12 protein-coding genes and 1 tRNA gene are annotated in these 15,627 nt (G+C 49.6%); all 13 read right to left on the minus strand.

Translation table 11 applies throughout. From position 1 onward, the window contains the following. Positions 1 to 117: 117 nt before the first annotated feature. The gene (gene fusA, locus BLP53_RS13375; RefSeq protein WP_091473207.1) at positions 118 to 2,211 is read right to left on the minus strand and encodes an elongation factor G; all 2,094 of its coding nucleotides are present in this window, start codon (positions 2,209 to 2,211) and stop codon (positions 118 to 120) included. A gap of 54 nt (positions 2,212 to 2,265) precedes the next feature. Next, positions 2,266 to 2,736 carry a 30S ribosomal protein S7 gene (rpsG, locus tag BLP53_RS13380; protein WP_091473210.1) on the minus strand — a complete coding sequence of 157 codons (471 nt, stop codon included), beginning with the start codon at positions 2,734 to 2,736 and terminating at the stop codon, positions 2,266 to 2,268. Between the two features lie 100 nt (positions 2,737 to 2,836). Next, positions 2,837 to 3,220 (minus strand): 30S ribosomal protein S12, encoded by a 384-nt coding sequence (gene rpsL, locus BLP53_RS13385; RefSeq protein WP_091473213.1) that lies wholly within the window; start codon positions 3,218 to 3,220, stop codon positions 2,837 to 2,839. A 196-nt stretch (positions 3,221 to 3,416) separates the two neighbouring features. Continuing rightward, positions 3,417 to 7,676: a DNA-directed RNA polymerase subunit beta' gene (rpoC, locus tag BLP53_RS13390; protein WP_091473217.1), complete on the minus strand. Its 4,260-nt coding sequence runs from the start codon at positions 7,674 to 7,676 to the stop codon at positions 3,417 to 3,419. A 23-nt stretch (positions 7,677 to 7,699) separates the two neighbouring features. Further along, on the minus strand, positions 7,700 to 11,872 hold the full coding sequence (gene rpoB / locus BLP53_RS13395; RefSeq protein WP_091473220.1) for a DNA-directed RNA polymerase subunit beta: 4,173 nt from the start codon (positions 11,870 to 11,872) through the stop codon (positions 7,700 to 7,702). Between the two features lie 242 nt (positions 11,873 to 12,114). Beyond that, positions 12,115 to 12,492 carry a 50S ribosomal protein L7/L12 gene (gene rplL / locus BLP53_RS13400; RefSeq protein WP_091473223.1) on the minus strand — a complete coding sequence of 126 codons (378 nt, stop codon included), beginning with the start codon at positions 12,490 to 12,492 and terminating at the stop codon, positions 12,115 to 12,117. Positions 12,493 to 12,525: 33 nt separating this feature from the next. Then, the gene (rplJ, locus tag BLP53_RS13405) at positions 12,526 to 13,023 is read right to left on the minus strand and encodes a 50S ribosomal protein L10 (RefSeq protein WP_091473239.1); all 498 of its coding nucleotides are present in this window, start codon (positions 13,021 to 13,023) and stop codon (positions 12,526 to 12,528) included. Positions 13,024 to 13,294: 271 nt separating this feature from the next. Further along, positions 13,295 to 13,981: a 50S ribosomal protein L1 gene (gene rplA / locus BLP53_RS13410; protein ID WP_091473226.1), complete on the minus strand. Its 687-nt coding sequence runs from the start codon at positions 13,979 to 13,981 to the stop codon at positions 13,295 to 13,297. A 1-nt stretch (position 13,982) separates the two neighbouring features. After that, positions 13,983 to 14,414, minus strand: coding sequence for a 50S ribosomal protein L11 (gene rplK / locus BLP53_RS13415; RefSeq protein WP_091473229.1), 432 nt, complete (start codon positions 14,412 to 14,414; stop codon positions 13,983 to 13,985). Between the two features lie 76 nt (positions 14,415 to 14,490). Further along, positions 14,491 to 15,027 (minus strand): transcription termination/antitermination protein NusG, encoded by a 537-nt coding sequence (gene nusG, locus BLP53_RS13420; protein ID WP_091473232.1) that lies wholly within the window; start codon positions 15,025 to 15,027, stop codon positions 14,491 to 14,493. Then, positions 15,027 to 15,374: a preprotein translocase subunit SecE gene (gene secE, locus BLP53_RS13425; protein WP_091473235.1), complete on the minus strand. Its 348-nt coding sequence runs from the start codon at positions 15,372 to 15,374 to the stop codon at positions 15,027 to 15,029. The genes nusG and secE overlap by 1 nt, the downstream gene beginning before the upstream one ends. Positions 15,375 to 15,417: 43 nt before the next feature. Continuing rightward, positions 15,418 to 15,493: transfer RNA gene (locus tag BLP53_RS13430), tRNA-Trp, on the minus strand. Between the two features lie 59 nt (positions 15,494 to 15,552). Then, a partial coding sequence (locus BLP53_RS13435) for an EF-Tu C-terminal domain-related protein (RefSeq protein ID WP_223268883.1) occupies positions 15,553 to 15,627 on the minus strand: 75 nt, incomplete at its 5' end.

A 15,627-nucleotide genomic window follows, 5' to 3' on the forward strand; every position in this document is an offset into this window, starting at 1 on the left:
TGTGGTCTTACCGTGGTCAACGTGACCAATCGTACCAACGTTCACGTGTGGCTTGGTACGTTCAAATTTGCCTTTTGCCATGATTTTTTCCTTTAATTCAATACTTTAATTAAATAATTATTTTTTGTTGATGATTGCATCAGCAACGTTTTTCGGTGCTTCAGAGTAGTGCTTGAATTCCATGCTGTAAGTGGCACGACCTTGTGACAAGGAACGCACAACCGTGGAATAACCAAACATTTCGGACAACGGCACTTCAGCCTTGATTGCTTTACCACCGCCAGGCATGTCGTCCATACCCTGGATGATGCCGCGGCGTGAAGACAAGTCACCCATTACATCACCCATGTACTCTTCTGGCGTTTCCACTTCCACTGCCATCATAGGCTCGAGCAATACAGGGTCCGCCTTACGCATACCATCTTTGAAGCCGATAGAAGCCGCCATCTTGAACGCGTTTTCGTTGGAGTCAACGTCATGGTATGAACCATCAAACAAGGTTACTTTCACGTCAACCACCGGGAAGCCAGCCAAGATACCGGCAGGAATCGTTTCACGCAGACCTTTATCCACCGCAGGGATAAATTCACGTGGCACGGTACCACCTTTAATCGCATCCACAAACTCGTAGCCTTTGCCAGTTTCGTTAGGTTCCATTTTGAGCCACACGTGACCGTACTGGCCTTTACCACCGGACTGTTTAACGAATTTACCTTCAACCTCGACCGCTTTACGGATCGCTTCACGGTAAGCAACCTGAGGAGCACCCACGTTAGCTTCAACGTTGAATTCACGCTTCATGCGGTCAACCAGAATTTCCAGGTGCAATTCACCCATACCGGAAATAATGGTCTGGCCGGATTCTTCGTCGGAACGCACACGGAAAGAAGGGTCTTCCTGCGCCAGACGACCCAGTGCCAAGCCCATTTTTTCCTGGTCGCTCTTGGTTTTTGGCTCAACCGCAACGTGAATCACTGGTTCAGGGAATACCATACGCTCTAGGATGATAGGCTTGTCTGGAGCACACAGGGATTCACCTGTAGTGACTTCTTTCAAGCCGATACAGGCCGCGATGTCACCCGCCAACACTTCATCAACCTCTTCACGGTTATTCGCGTGCATCTGAACGATACGGCCGATACGCTCTTTTTTACCCTTGACAGAGTTCAGAACAGTATCGCCTTTATTCAATACACCAGAGTAAACGCGGATAAATGTCAACTGGCCAACAAAGGGATCCGTCATCAGCTTGAAAGCCAAGGCAGAGAAGCCCTCTTTGTCATCCGCTTTACGGCTGGCTGGCTTACCATCATCGTCTTCACCTGTTACATCAGGAATATCGATTGGGGATGGCAGGAAATCAACAACCGCGTCCAGCATACGCTGTACGCCTTTATTTTTAAATGCAGAACCACACAGCATAGGCTGGATTTCACCAGCGATAGTACGCGTACGAATACCCAATACGATATCTTTTTCTTCCAGGTCACCATTTTCCAGGTATTTGTTCATCAGCTCTTCACTTGCTTCAGCAGCGGACTCAACCATCTGCTCGCGCCATTTGGCGGCTGTCTCAACCAGATCAGCAGGAATATCACCATACGTGAATTTCATGCCTTGAGAAGCCTCATCCCAGATGATGGCTTTCATTTTGATCAGATCAACCACGCCAGTAAAGGTATCTTCACGGCCAATAGGAATAACGATAGGCACCGGGTTTGCACGCAAGCGCGTTTTCATCTGGTCGACGACTTTGAAGAAATCGGCACCGGAACGGTCCATTTTGTTGACAAAGGCCAGACGAGGCACTTTGTATTTGTTGGCCTGGCGCCAAACAGTTTCAGATTGTGGTTGCACACCACCCACGGCACAGTACACCATACAGGCGCCGTCAAGCACGCGCATGGAACGCTCAACTTCAATCGTGAAGTCTACGTGCCCAGGGGTATCAATAATGTTGAATCGATGCTCAGGCAAGGACAAATCCATGCCCTTCCAGAAACAGGTAGTCGCTGCAGAAGTAATGGTAATACCACGCTCCTGCTCTTGCTCCATCCAGTCCATGGTCGCTGCACCATCGTGCACCTCACCAATTTTATGGTTCACACCGGTGTAGAACAGAATACGTTCTGTAGTGGTTGTCTTACCTGCGTCAATGTGCGCAGAAATACCAATATTACGGTAGCGTTCAATAGGGGTTTTACGTGCCACGATAGTTTACCTTTGCTATCAATTCAACTAATTATTAAAGAACGAGTCGTTTAATTAAAAACGGAAGTGTGAGAAGGCTTTGTTTGCCTCTGCCATACGGTGAACTTCTTCACGTTTCTTCATCGCAGCGCCACGACCTTCAGCCGCTTCAATCAATTCAGCCGCCAAACGCAGGCCCATGGATTTTTCACCACGTTTACGCGCTGCATCACGCAACCAGCGCATTGCCAACGCACTACGACGGCTAGGACGCACTTCAACAGGCACCTGGTAGTTGGCACCACCAACACGGCGACTTTTCACCTCAACGATAGGGCGCAAATTGTTCAACGCTGTGGTGAATAATTCCAGCGGATCTTTGCCACTCTTGCTGGCCACCTGATCAAAGGCACCGTAAATGATGCGCTCGGCAACAGATTTCTTGCCACCTGTCATCAGCACATTTACAAATTTGGATACTTCCTGGCTACCAAATTTTGGATCCGGCAAGATTACACGTTTGGGGACTTCTCTACGTCTTGGCATATCAATTCTCTTTCAATTAAATTTTTGCTAGCAACGACACTCGCAAGGCATTTCAGCCGCTATTAAAAAATGGACAATCCGTCCAAACACACGCAACAAATTAAGCTTTAGCTTCTTTAGGACGCTTGGCACCGTATTTGGAGCGAGACTGCTTACGGTCTTTCACACCAGCCGTATCCAGACTACCACGCACCATGTGGTAACGCACACCTGGCAAGTCTTTTACACGACCGCCACGCAGCAGCACCACGCTGTGCTCTTGCAGGTTATGGCCTTCACCGCCGATGTAGCTAATCACTTCGTAGCCGTTGGTCAGGCGCACTTTAGCCACCTTACGCAACGCAGAGTTTGGTTTTTTTGGCGTTGTGGTATATACACGTGTACATACACCACGTTTCTGCGGGCAGGATTCCAGGGCTGGAACCTTGCTCTTGGTTACCACTTTAACGCGTGGTTTACGTACTAACTGATTAATGGTTGGCATTGCCTTAACCTCTTCACCTTTAAAAAACCATCAACTGGACCAGGAAGACCCATGTGTTGACGGCATATCAACAATAATGCCTTATTGTGACAATAAGGCCATTCTGAGAAACCCAACATTTTAGTAAATGAGTCAAGGGGTGTCAAGCAATATTCTTGCAAGACACCCCTTGAGTTCAGGGACAACAGTGATCGAATTATTCGGCTGCGTTATCGTCGGCAGCAGCCTCTTCAATCACTTCTTCCGGTGCAAACATCGCTTCAGCAGCCAGCATCGCTTCTGAAGGTTCTGCCACGCCCGGCGTCAGGGAAGCAACAGCTGCGCGCTTGCGGGATTCGTGATATGCCAAACCGGTACCGGCTGGAATCAGGCGACCCACAATGACGTTTTCTTTCAGGCCACGTAAATCGTCGCGTTTGCCCAAGATCGCTGCCTCGGTCAATACACGTGTGGTTTCCTGGAAGGACGCCGCAGAGATGAACGAATCGGTAGACAGCGATGCTTTGGTAATACCCAGCAGCACGTATTCGAAAGTTGCCGGACGTTTGTCCTGCGCAACGATAGTCTCGTTTTCGATCAACAGATCTGCACGCTCAACCTGCTCACCAGGGATAAAGCTGGTGTCGCCGGCATCTTGCACTTTCACGCGACGCAACATCTGGCGCACAATTACTTCAATATGCTTGTCGTTAATTTTCACGCCCTGCAAGCGATACACGTCTTGCACTTCATCGATGATGTAACGTGCCAATGCTTCACGGCCTTGCAAACGCAGGATGTCTTGCGGATCAGCCGGGCCGTCCACAATAGACTCACCCTTGGTCACCACCTGGCCATCATGCGCGGTCACGTGCTTGTCTTTAGCAATCAGGAACTCGCTGGTAATACCGTCGAGGTCAGTGATGACCAAACGCTGTTTACCCTTGGTATCTTTACCAAATGAAACAGTACCAGTCACCTCAGCCAGCATACCGGCATCTTTTGGTGAACGCGCTTCGAACAGCTCGGCTACACGTGGCAGACCCCCGGTAATATCACGGGTTTTGGAAGACTCTTGCGGGATACGTGCCAGCACTTCACCCACGCCAACTTCCTGGCCATCTTTCACGGTAATAATGCAACCCAGCTGGAAAGTCACGTTGACTGGTGTTTCAGTACCAGCAATCTTCACTTCCACGCCATTGGCATCCAGCAATTTCACCTGTGGGCGCAAGCCTTTGGATGAACCTGCACGCTGCTTAGGATCGATAACTACCAGAGAGGACAAGCCAGTAACTTCATCCACCTGTTTAGCAACAGTCACGCCCTCTTCAACGTTCTCGAACTTCACGCGACCAGCGTACTCGGTAATAATCGGACGAGTATGCGGATCCCATGTAGCCAGTGCCTGGCCAGCTTTCACTGCTTTACCATCGGTCACAGTCAGTGTCGCACCGTAAGGGATCTTATGGCTTTCGCGCTCACGGCCATTGTCGTCAGAAATCACAACTTCACCGTTACGGGAAATCACAATTTGCTCACCACGTGAGTTAGTTACGTATCTCATCGTAGAAGTAAAGCTCAATACACCATTAGACTTACTTTCTACCTGTGAAACAGAAGCCGCACGCGATACCGCACCACCGATGTGGAATGTACGCATGGTCAACTGTGTACCTGGTTCACCGATGGATTGCGCCGCAATCACACCTACAGCCTCACCCATACTGATGAGTTTGCCGCGACCCAGGTCACGACCGTAACACTTGGCACAAATACCGTAACGCGTGTCGCAAGTCAGTGCAGTACGCACTTTGACTTCATCAATACCCAAGGCATCGATTTTCTCGACTTCGTCTTCACCCAGCAAAGTACCTGCTTCGTATACCACTTCCTGAGTTTCAGGATGCAGGATATCTAAAGCTGAAGTACGGCCCAGGATACGGTCATGCAATGGCTCAACCACTTCACCGCCCTTGACTAACGCCTTGGTGACCAACCCTTCAACAGTGCCGCAATCATGCTCAGTCACGACCAGGTCTTGCGTCACGTCTACCAGACGACGAGTCAGGTAACCGGAGTTCGCTGTTTTCAGCGCCGTATCAGCCAGGCCTTTACGTGCACCGTGGGTAGAAATAAAGTATTGCAACACATTCAGGCCATCACGGAAGTTCGCTTTAATCGGCGTTTCAATAATGGAGCCATCCGGTTTCGCCATCAGGCCACGCATACCAGCCAGCTGACGTACCTGCGCCGCAGAACCACGGGCACCGGAGTCGGCCATCATGTAAATCGCGTTGAATGATTCCTGACGTACAACTTTACCGTCTTTCTTCACCACGTTACCGTCAGCGTCTTTTACATCTTCTTCGCGCAGCTGTTTCATCATGGCGTCAGCCACTTTGTCACCGGCACGGCCCCAGATGTCGACCACTTTGTTGTAACGCTCACCTTGAGTTACCAGACCGGACACATACTGGTCTTCGATCTCTTTTACTTCCGCATCAGCAGCAGCAATCAATTGCTCTTTCTCTGGCGGCACCAACATATCGTTGATGCTGATAGAGATACCTGCTTTAGTCGCGTATGAGTAACCGGTGTACATCAGTTTGTCAGCGAAAATCACTGTTTCACGGATGCCCACCTTACGGAAGCTGGCGTTGATCAGGCGTGAAATTTCTTTCTTCTTCAATGCCTTGTCGATGTAGCTGTATGGCAAGCCTGGTGGCAGGATTTCAGACAGCAAGGCACGACCGACCGTTGTTGTATAACGGTTGATTTTCTCGGTTTTCTCACCGGTCACATCCAGTTCGAATTCACGGATACGTACCGTTACCTTGGCGTGCAAGTCAATCAGGCCTTGGTCGTACACGCGTTGTACTTCCTTGATGTCACTGAAGATCATGCCTTCGCCGCGTGCAGCCACTTTTTCGCGGGTCATGTAGTACAGACCCAACACGATATCCTGTGACGGCACAATGATGGGTTCACCGTTGGCTGGAGACAACACGTTATTGGATGCCAGCATCAGGGTGCGCGCTTCCATCTGTGCTTCCAGGCTCAATGGGACGTGCACCGCCATCTGGTCACCGTCAAAGTCGGCGTTAAAGGCTGAACACACCAATGGGTGCAACTGGATCGCTTTACCTTCGATCAGTACCGGCTCAAACGCCTGGATACCTAAACGGTGCAGCGTAGGCGCACGGTTCAACAGAACCGGATGCTCACGAATCACGTCTTCCAGGATATCCCAGACTTCTGGTCCTTCCTCTTCAACTTTCTTCTTAGCTGCTTTGATGGTAGTCGCCAGACCTAATACTTCCAGCTTGTGGAAGATGAATGGTTTGAACAGTTCCAGCGCCATTTTCTTAGGCAGACCGCACTGATGCAGTTTCAGTTGTGGACCAACCACAATCACTGAACGACCGGAGTAGTCCACGCGCTTACCCAACAGGTTCTGACGGAAACGACCGCCTTTACCTTTAATCATGTCAGCCAGTGATTTCAATGGGCGTTTGTTCGCGCCTGTCATCACTTTACCGCGCCTACCGTTGTCCAGCAGTGAGTCAACCGCTTCCTGCAGCATACGCTTCTCATTGCGCACGATGATTTCCGGTGCTTTCAGCTCCAGCAAACGCTTCAAGCGATTGTTACGGTTAATCACACGACGATACAGATCGTTTAGGTCAGACGTTGCGAAACGGCCGCCATCCAGTGGTACCAATGGGCGTAACTCAGGTGGCAATACCGGCAGGATTTCCAGGATCATCCACTCTGGCTTGATGCCGGATTTCTGGAATGCTTCCAGTACTTTCAGGCGCTTGGCGATCTTCTTGATCTTGGCTTCAGAACCGGTAGCAGCCAACTCGCTACGCAGGGTTTCGATAGAACGATCAATGTCCATCGTGCGTAACAGTTCGCGAATCGCTTCGGCACCCATCACGGCGTTGAACTCATCACCGTACTCTTCAACTTTGGCAATGTAATCATCTTCTGTCAGCAATTGACCACGGGTCAGTGGTGTCATGCCTGGATCGATGACGATGAATGCTTCAAAGTACAGCACGCGCTCGATGTCACGCAAAGCAATATCCAGCACCATACCCAAGCGGCTAGGCAAGGATTTCAGGAACCAGATATGCGCTACTGGTGAAGCCAGCTCAATGTGGCCCATGCGCTCACGACGCACTTTGCTCAGTGTGACTTCAACGCCACACTTCTCACAAATCACACCGCGGTGTTTCAGGCGTTTGTATTTGCCGCACAAGCACTCGTAATCCTTGATCGGGCCAAAGATTTTGGAGCAGAACAAACCGTCCCGCTCAGGTTTGAAGGTACGGTAGTTAATGGTTTCAGGCTTTTTAACTTCGCCATAGGACCATGAACGGATTTTTTCAGGTGAAGCCAGCGCGATCTTGATCGCGTCGAACTCTTCTTCTTGCGTAACCTGTTTAAATAAATCTAATAACGCTTTCATAGAGACTCTCCTTAATGGCGGGCTTAGTTACGGTCTAAATCAATATCAATGGCCAGTGAACGGATTTCTTTCACTAACACGTTGAATGATTCAGGCATACCCGCATCAATTTTGTGCTCACCTTTGACGATGTTTTCGTACACTTTGGTACGACCATTCACGTCATCTGATTTCACTGTCAACATCTCTTGCAAGGTGTATGACGCACCATAAGCTTCCAGTGCCCAAACTTCCATCTCACCGAAGCGCTGACCACCGAACTGGGCTTTACCACCCAACGGCTGTTGTGTCACCAGGCTGTAAGGACCGGTTGAACGTGCATGCATCTTGTCATCGACCAAGTGGTGCAATTTCAGTACGTGCATGTAACCAACAGTCACGGGACGCTCGAAAGCATCACCGGTACGACCATCAAACAGTTTCACCTGTGTTTTACCTGCGTGGAACTGCAGTTTCTTGGTGTGCTCGTCTTCATCCGGGAAAGCCAGATCCAGCATGGCACGAATATCGGTTTCAGCTGCACCGTCAAACACTGGTGTCGCGAACGGCACGCCGTGTTTCAGGTTGGTTGCCAGGTCAATCACTTCCACGTCAGTCAGGCCAGCAATGTCTTCTTTCTTGCCGGTGCTGCTGTTGTAGATTTTATCCAGGAAACCACGGATTTCAGCCACTTTAGCTTCGGCTTGCAACATGTCGCCCAGGCGTTTGCCCAGACCTTTAGCAGCCCAACCCAAATGCGTTTCCAGAATCTGGCCGATGTTCATCCGTGAAGGAACGCCCAGCGGGTTCAACACGATATCCAGTGGTGTACCGTCAGCCATGTGTGGCATATCTTCAACTGGACAAATTTTGGAGATCACACCCTTGTTACCGTGACGACCCGCCATCTTGTCACCAGGCTGGATACGACGTTTCACCGCCAGATACACTTTCACCATCTTCTGTACGCCAGGTGGCAATTCGTCACCTTGGGTCAGTTTACGTTTTTTCTCTTCGAACTTGTTGTCAAATTCGATACGCGCCTGGCTCAGGCTGTCTTTCAATTGCTCCAGTTGACGTGCAGCTTCTTCATCGCTCAAGCGGATGTCGAACCAGTCATAACGACCTACGCTCTCCAGGTATTCCTGGTTCAGTGTATCGCCTTTTTTCAGCTTGTTAGGACCACCGGTGGCAGCTTTACCAACCAGCAGGCGGCTGATACGGCCGAACGTATCGTCTTCCACAATACGCATCTGGTCGCCCAGATCTTTCTTGTAGTGAGACAACTGGTCATCAATGATCTGTTGCGCACGTGCATCACGGTCAATCCCTTCACGCGTGAACACTTGTACGTCGATCACAGTACCTGTCATGCCAGATGGCACGCGCAGGGAAGTGTCTTTTACGTCAGACGCTTTTTCACCGAAAATCGCACGCAGCAGTTTTTCTTCTGGCGTTAAAGTGGTTTCACCTTTTGGTGTCACTTTACCGACCAGCACGTCACCGGCTTCCACCTCAGCACCAATGTAGATAATACCGGAGTCATCCAGGCGGCCCAGCATACGCTCGGACAGATTGGAAATATCACGGGTAATCTCTTCAGGTCCCAGCTTGGTATCACGTGCCACCACTGACAGCTCTTCAATATGAATGGAAGTGTAGCGGTCATCAGCCACCACGCGCTCGGAGATCAGGATCGAGTCTTCGTAGTTGTAACCGTTCCAAGGCATAAAGCCGACCAGCATGTTCTGGCCCAGGGCCAATTCACCCATGTCAGTAGATGCACCGTCAGCCACCACGTCACCGCGGGCAATAATATCGCCCACTTTAACCAACGGACGCTGGTTGATGTTGGTGTTCTGGTTAGAACGTGTGTATTTGGTCAGGTTGTAGATATCTACACCAACTTCATCCGCTTGCGCTTCAGCGTCATGTACACGGATCACAATACGACCTGAGTCGACATAATCCACCATACCACCACGGCGGGCAGTCACGACAGTACCGGAGTCAACCGCTACCGTACGCTCAATACCTGTACCAACCACGGCTTTTTCAGCACGCAGACATGGCACCGCTTGACGCTGCATGTTGGCACCCATCAATGCACGGTTCGCGTCATCGTGTTCCAGGAAAGGAATCAATGAAGCCGCTACAGACACAATCTGGCCTGGCGCCACGTCCATGTACTGTACACGGTCTGGCTGGGTCATGGTAAATTCGTTGTGGAAACGTGCAGAAATCAGATCCTCTTTAAAGCCGCCATCTTTAGACACTTCGGTGTTTGCCTGGGCAATCACATACTGGCTCTCTTCAATCGCGGACAAGAAGTTGATTTGATCGCTAACTTTGTTGCCTTCTACCAAACGGTATGGCGTTTCCAGGAAACCATATTCGTTAGTACGTGCATACAATGCCAGGGAGTTGATCAAACCAATGTTTGGACCTTCCGGCGTTTCAATTGGACATACACGACCATAGTGGGTTGTATGAACGTCACGTACTTCAAAACCAGCACGTTCACGTGTCAAACCACCTGGGCCCAATGCAGAAATACGACGCTTGTGCGTAATCTCGGACAACGGGTTAGTCTGGTCCATAAATTGTGACAATTGGCTGGAACCGAAGAATTCACGGATGGCACTGGACACTGGTTTCGCGTTGATCAAGTCATGCGGCATCAGGTTTTCTGATTCAGCTTGAGACAAACGCTCTTTCACTGCACGCTCAACACGTACCAGACCGGCACGGAACTGGTTCTCAGCCAATTCACCCACTGAACGGATCCTACGGTTACCCAGGTGGTCAATATCGTCGATCTCGCCGCGGCCATTGCGCAACTCGATCAATACACCGATCACAGCCAGAATATCTTCGTTAGACAATACGTTGGCACCGGTATCACCTTGTGGGCCAACATTTTCGTAGAAGCGACGCATCCATGCTGCTGTGCGGTCTTCCAGCTTGCTTGGGTAAGCACGGCGGTTGAACTTCATGCGGCCAACCACAGACAGGTCGTAACGATCTTCTGAGAAGAACAGGCCGTTGAACAATGCTTCTACCGCCTCTTCGGTTGGCGGCTCACCAGGACGCATCATGCGGTAAATCGCCACGCGTGCACTGTACTGGTCAGGAATTTCATCGCTACGCAATGTCTGCGAAATGAAATCACCGTGGTCCAGATCATTGGTGTAAATCGTATCGATCTCGCTGATTTTTGCTTCAACCAGTTTTTCCAGCAGTGTTGGTGTAATTTCATCGTTTGCGTTAGCAATCAATTCACCGCTGTCGGTATCAATGATATTTTTGGCAACAGCACGGCCGATAATAAAATCGGTAGGCACAGCCATCGCTTTGATGCCGGCTTTTTCGATATCACGGATGTGTTTCACCGTAATGCGCTTGTCTTTTGCAACCAGCACATTACCGTCTTTGTCTGTAATATCAAACTTGGCCACTTCACCGCGCAGGCGGTCTGCCACCAACTCAAATTCCACGCCTTTGGGGCCGATGTGGAAAGTGTCAGTATCGTGGAATGTTTCCAGGATTTGTTCCGGGTTGTAGCCCAGTGCTTTCAGCAGGATCGTCACTGGCATTTTGCGGCGACGGTCTACGCGGAAATAGAGATAATCTTTAGGATCAAATTCGAAATCCAGCCAAGAACCACGGTAAGGAATGATACGTGCAGAGAACAGCAGCTTGCCGGAGCTATGGGTTTTACCACGATCATGTTCAAAGAACACACCTGGGCTGCGATGCAACTGGGACACGATTACGCGCTCAGTACCGTTGATAATGAAAGAACCGTTTTCGGTCATGAGTGGCAGTTCACCCATGTACACTTCCTGCTCTTTGACTTCTTTCACCGTTGGTTTGGACGCTTCACGGTCCATAATGGTCAAACGCACTTTTACGCGCAAAGGCACGGCATAAGTCAGACCACGTTGCTGACACTCTTTGACATCAAATGGCTCTGCACCCAACTGGTAGCTCACATAATCCAGGCGTGCATTCTCGGAATGGCTAACAATCGGGAAGATGGAACGGAAAGTGGACTCCAGGCCTTCGTTCTTACGTTGGTCTACAGGCACATTTTCTTGCAGGAATGATTTGTAGGATTCCAGCTGCATAGCCAGCAGGTAAGGAACCTCTTGAACGCTGTCGCGCTTGGCAAAACTCTTGCGGATGCGTTTCTTTTCGGTAAAGGAATAGCTCATAGCGTCTCCTGAAATTTTTGAGGGTAGAAGACAAAACACTTTTCATCCACTGCAATGTTTTGACATCTAACTTCGTATTTAAAATCAGCCACTTAATTAATCCGATGGATTAACTATATGCGGCCACAACACACCTTTTACAACATCTGCACTGGCAATAACAATTTATTAATAATCTGCAACGCCAGAAATGGCGAAGGCCGACGGTCTCCCGTCAGCCCAGCCAGATTCACAAAAGTGAATTATTTCATCTCAGCTGTAGCGCCAGCTTCGATCAATTTCTTAACAGCAGCTTCAGCGTCAGCTTTGCTCAAGCCTTCTTTAACTGCTTTTGGTGCACCGTCAACCAGGTCTTTAGCTTCTTTCAAGCCCAGGCCAGTCAGTTCACGCACTGCTTTAATGACGCTCACTTTGTTGTCGCCAGCGCTGTTCAACAGAACGTTGAACTCAGTTTGCTCAGCAGCAGCTGGCGCAGCACCACCGGCAGCAGCGCCACCAGCAACTGCAACTGCAGCAGCAGAAACACCAAACTTCTCTTCGATTTCTTTAACGAAAGCGGTCAGCTCCATTACGGTCATGCTACCGATTGCATCTAAGATGTCAGCATTAGAAATTGCCATGATATAAATTTCCTAAAAATGTATTGATTAAAATTAAGCCGCTTGCTTTTCTTTTTCGTCGCGCACTGCTGCAACGGCACGAGCAAACTTGGTTGGGATTTCGTTGAGCGTACCCGCCAACTTGGACAGCAATTCTTCGCGACCCAATGTCGCTGCCAATGCTTTAACACCGGCAACATCAAGGCGCTCATTCGCCATCGCACCTGCCTTCAGTACGAACAATTCGTTATCTTTCGCGAAGTTGTTCAATACTTTGGCAGCCGCCACTGGGTCTGTAGAAATACCATAAACCAGTGGGCCAACCATGTCGTCTGCCAATACAGCAAAAGGCGTACCTTCAACTGCACGACGAACCAAGGTGTTTTTCAACACACGCAAATACACACCTGCCGCACGTGCGTCAGCACGCAGTTTCGTCATATTGGCAACGCCAATACCACGATACTCGGCAAGTACGATTGACTGTGCATTCGCCACTTGGGCGCCTACCTCGGCAACGACTTCTTTTTTCTCTGTAAGATTAAGACTCAAGGTCTGTTCTCCTTCCGTTAATGAAAGCCCGATTTGCATCGAGCCACTCACGGCGTCCTTGTTCAGGGCATGGAAATATCCTGTGTTGGGGATCGCCATCTGCGCTGGTTTCAAGTATCTATAAACAGAGGATTACTCGCCCATTTATATGACACTATCTATTAAGTGAAACACACCAACGGTCTTTGATGTTCTTGAGCCACAACTGCATACGCAACCGTGACTCAAGCCCAAAGTACTTGCCTCATTCCGCAGAATGAGGACTTGATTCTTAAGCTGCGACTGAAGCCTGGTCTACACGAACGCCAGGACCCATGGTGCTGGAGATAGACAGTTTCTTCAGGTATACCCCTTTGGAGCTAGCTGGTTTAGCTTTGTTCAATGCTTCGAGCAATGCAGACAGGTTGCCTTGCAATTGTTCAACAGTGAATGAAGCACGACCGATTGTGCAGTGTACGATACCACCTTTATCAGTACGGTATTGCACTTGACCGGCTTTAGCGTTTTTCACAGCAGTGGCTGCGTCAGGTGTCACAGTGCCCACTTTGGGGTTTGGCATCAGACCCCTTGGACCCAATACTTGACCCAGAGCACCCACGATACGCATGGCATCAGGCGTTGCAATCGCTACGTCAAAGTCCAGCATGCCGCCTTTAACTTGCTCAGCCAGATCTTCGAAACCAACGATGTCAGCACCAGCAGCTTTAGCCGCTTCAGCTTGTGCACCTTGTGCGAATACTGCAACGCGTACGGATTTACCGGTACCGTTAGGCAATACGATTGCACCACGCACCAACTGGTCGGATTTACGTGGATCAATACCCAGGTTCACAACGGCATCAACAGATTCGTTGAATTTGGCAGCTGCACCTTCTTTAACCAGGTTCAGTGCATCAGCGACTGGATACAGTTTGTTGCGGTCGATTTTGGCGCGCAACGCATCAATTCTTTTACCCATGTTATACACCCTCCACTTCGATGCCCATACTGCGTGCGCTACCAGCGATGGTACGTACAGCAGCATCCAGGTCAGCAGCCGTCAGATCAGGCTGTTTAGTTTTAGCAATTTCTTCAGCTTGTGCACGTGTAATTTTGCCAACTTTGTCTGTATGAGGACGTGGAGAACCTTTTTCCAGTTTCGCCGCTTTTTTGATCAGAATAGTCGCCGGCGGCGTTTTCATCACAAATGTGAAGCTCTTGTCTGCAAATGCAGTAATCACCACAGGAATTGGCAAGCCTGGCTCAACGCCTTGGGTTGCAGCGTTAAACGCCTTACAGAATTCCATGATGTTCAAACCACGCTGGCCCAGTGCTGGACCAACTGGTGGGCTTGGGTTGGCTTTACCTGCAGGGATCTGCAGTTTGATGTAGCCAATGACTTTCTTTGCCATTTTAGACTCCTTGAATGGGTGCAAGCGCTCTTGTGAGCTCCCCGTTGATAAAAACTACTACTAAGCTTTTTATTGCTTAAACTTCTTTTTCGACTTGCGCAAAGTCGAGTTCAACCGGTGTCGCGCGGCCAAAAATCACCACGGAAACACGCAGTTTGTTTTTGTCGTAATTGATTTCTTCCACACTGCCGGCGAAATCCTTGAATGGACCATCGATCACGCGCACGCTCTCGCCTTTTTCGAAAGTCATCTTCTGGGTTGGATTTGACTTGCTGTCATCCATGCGACGCAGGATAATCTCTACTTCTTTATCTTTAATCGGGGTTGGGCGCTGCGCAGTTCCACCGATAAATGAAGTCACACGAGGCGTACTTCTGACCAGGTGCCAGCTTTCATCGGTCATTTCCATTTGTACCAGCACATAGCCAGGATACAAACGACGCTCGGAAATAGTCTTCTGACCATTTTTCAGCTCAACCACTTCTTCCACCGGCACCAGAATGTCACCAAACTGATCTTGCAAGTTAGATCTCGCAATACGCTCTTCCAGACCGGCTTTCACAGATTTTTCCATGCCGGAGAAGGCTTGAACTGCATACCAACGCATTGACATTAAGCACCCCTACCCATAATCCATTGCACCATGTAGGCAAAACTGACATCTACCAATGCCAGGAAGATAGCCATAATCACCACCAGCACCACAACAGCCAGTGTTGTTTGCATGGTTTCTTGGCGAGTTGGCCAAACGACTCGTTTTGCTTCCGCAATAGACTCATTAAAAAACCCGAGCGCCTGCTTTCCTTGCGGCGCAGTCCATGCGACTGCCACAGACGCGACAATACCTGCCAACACGGCAAGTATTCTAATAACCATTGCTTTATCTTCAAAAAGATAAAAACCGGCAATCCCCAAAATTAACAATAACAGGGATAAAGCCAGTTTGATTTTATTGATCATAGCTTTAACTTTTTTATCTATGACACCTTATGCATCAGGTGTTTGGCAGGCCAAGAGGGTCTCGAACCCCCAACCCTCGGTTTTGGAGACCGATACTCTACCAATTGAGCTATTGGCCTGTACTCTTTAAAGAGAAAGCTGCACGGGTTGTAGCGCAGCTTTCACATTACATCAACAATTACTCGATGATTTTGGCGACGACGCCGGCACCAACGGTACGACCACCTTCACGAATCGCGAAACGCAGACCATC

Origin of the sequence: Methylophilus rhizosphaerae (assembly GCF_900100975.1) — a bacterium.
Taxonomy (GTDB): domain Bacteria; phylum Pseudomonadota; class Gammaproteobacteria; order Burkholderiales; family Methylophilaceae; genus Methylophilus; species Methylophilus rhizosphaerae.

What these genes read in the sequence shown, in the direction of transcription:
- rpsG (WP_091473210.1), bottom strand. Translation starts at nt 2,736, where the DNA reads ATGCCAAGACGTAGAGAAGTCCCCAAACGTGTAATCTTGCCGGATCCA.
- rpsL (WP_091473213.1), bottom strand. Translation starts at nt 3,220, where the DNA reads ATGCCAACCATTAATCAGTTAGTACGTAAACCACGCGTTAAAGTGGTA.
- rpoC (WP_091473217.1), bottom strand. Translation starts at nt 7,676, where the DNA reads ATGAAAGCGTTATTAGATTTATTTAAACAGGTTACGCAAGAAGAAGAG.
- rpoB (WP_091473220.1), bottom strand. Translation starts at nt 11,872, where the DNA reads ATGAGCTATTCCTTTACCGAAAAGAAACGCATCCGCAAGAGTTTTGCC.
- rplL (WP_091473223.1), bottom strand. Translation starts at nt 12,492, where the DNA reads ATGGCAATTTCTAATGCTGACATCTTAGATGCAATCGGTAGCATGACC.
- rplA (WP_091473226.1), bottom strand. Translation starts at nt 13,981, where the DNA reads ATGGGTAAAAGAATTGATGCGTTGCGCGCCAAAATCGACCGCAACAAA.
- rplK (WP_091473229.1), bottom strand. Translation starts at nt 14,414, where the DNA reads ATGGCAAAGAAAGTCATTGGCTACATCAAACTGCAGATCCCTGCAGGT.
- nusG (WP_091473232.1), bottom strand. Translation starts at nt 15,027, where the DNA reads ATGTCAATGCGTTGGTATGCAGTTCAAGCCTTCTCCGGCATGGAAAAA.
- secE (WP_091473235.1), bottom strand. Translation starts at nt 15,374, where the DNA reads ATGATCAATAAAATCAAACTGGCTTTATCCCTGTTATTGTTAATTTTG.